Here is a 987-nt window from a genome sequence, read left to right as displayed (position 1 = left end):
GCCGCCCATATCAAACGCGGTCATTGCCCCAAGCACAGTTCCGAGCATTACTTTGCCTGAGCCCGCCATGCCCGTCAGCACTTCGTTCATGGTGGTCATTGCGCTGGCAATCGGAGCACCTATCACCCACATCACCGCGCCGCAAGTAACAAACGTACCGACTAGCGGATAAATAAAGATCGAGCCAAGCGAACTCATGCTGTCTGGTAGCCGAATTTTCTTTAATAGCCAAACGACAAAGCCAGCAAAAAAGCCGACAACAATTGCACCTAAAAAACCCGTATTGTAATGACTGACCGCAATCCAAGACCCAATCATACCCGGCGCAAGGCCCGGCTTGTCGGCAATGGAATAAGCAATGTAACCACCAAGCACGGCAGTAAACAATGTCAGGCCAGCAATCCCCATTTGGGCAATATCGGCCAAAATGCCCTCTTGTGGTACACCACCGTGACCAGAGATCATCACCGACAACGACAACAACACACCGCCCGCAACGATAAACGGGATCATGTGGGATGTGCCAAACAGCAAGTGCTCTTTAATGCGGCCAAGTTTTTGCGCCCAAGGGCTCAGGGGTTCTGATGCAAATTCTAAAGAAGTTGGGAGAAATTCATTGGATTGGGTTTGAATATCAGTCAGCATCTCAAGCGCTTCTTCTCGCGATTGAGCCAACTTGAGCTTTTCAACAAAGCCGTCTTCGATAATTTTGGTGGAAATTTGTGCCAATACTTCAATGTGATGATGATCATCACCATCTGGGGACGCCAGCATGAAAAACACATCGGACAGCTCGCCATCTTCGGCGCCATAATCAATCCCATTACGGCTGATCCCGACCGCGACAGCCGGTTTCGCTACAGCATCACTTTTGGCATGAGGGATCGCAATACCATCATCAAATCCTGTGTTACCGATCTCTTCTCGTTTCCAAATATCTGCCAAGAACTGGCTTTGACTATTGAGCTTGCCGGCGGCCTCTAACAT

The 987-nt window shown here is 49.6% G+C and carries 1 protein-coding gene; it reads right to left on the bottom strand.

Features of this window, described 5'->3' with window-relative positions; genetic code table 11:
• A partial coding sequence (locus R7Q48_RS25115; protein ID WP_318132849.1) for a fructose PTS transporter subunit IIA occupies nt 1-987 on the bottom strand: 987 nt, incomplete at both ends.

Source organism: Vibrio sp. 378, assembly GCF_033339435.1.
The sequence above is the reverse complement of the archived record's forward strand: the minus strand, read 5'-3'. Positions and strand labels throughout refer to the sequence as shown.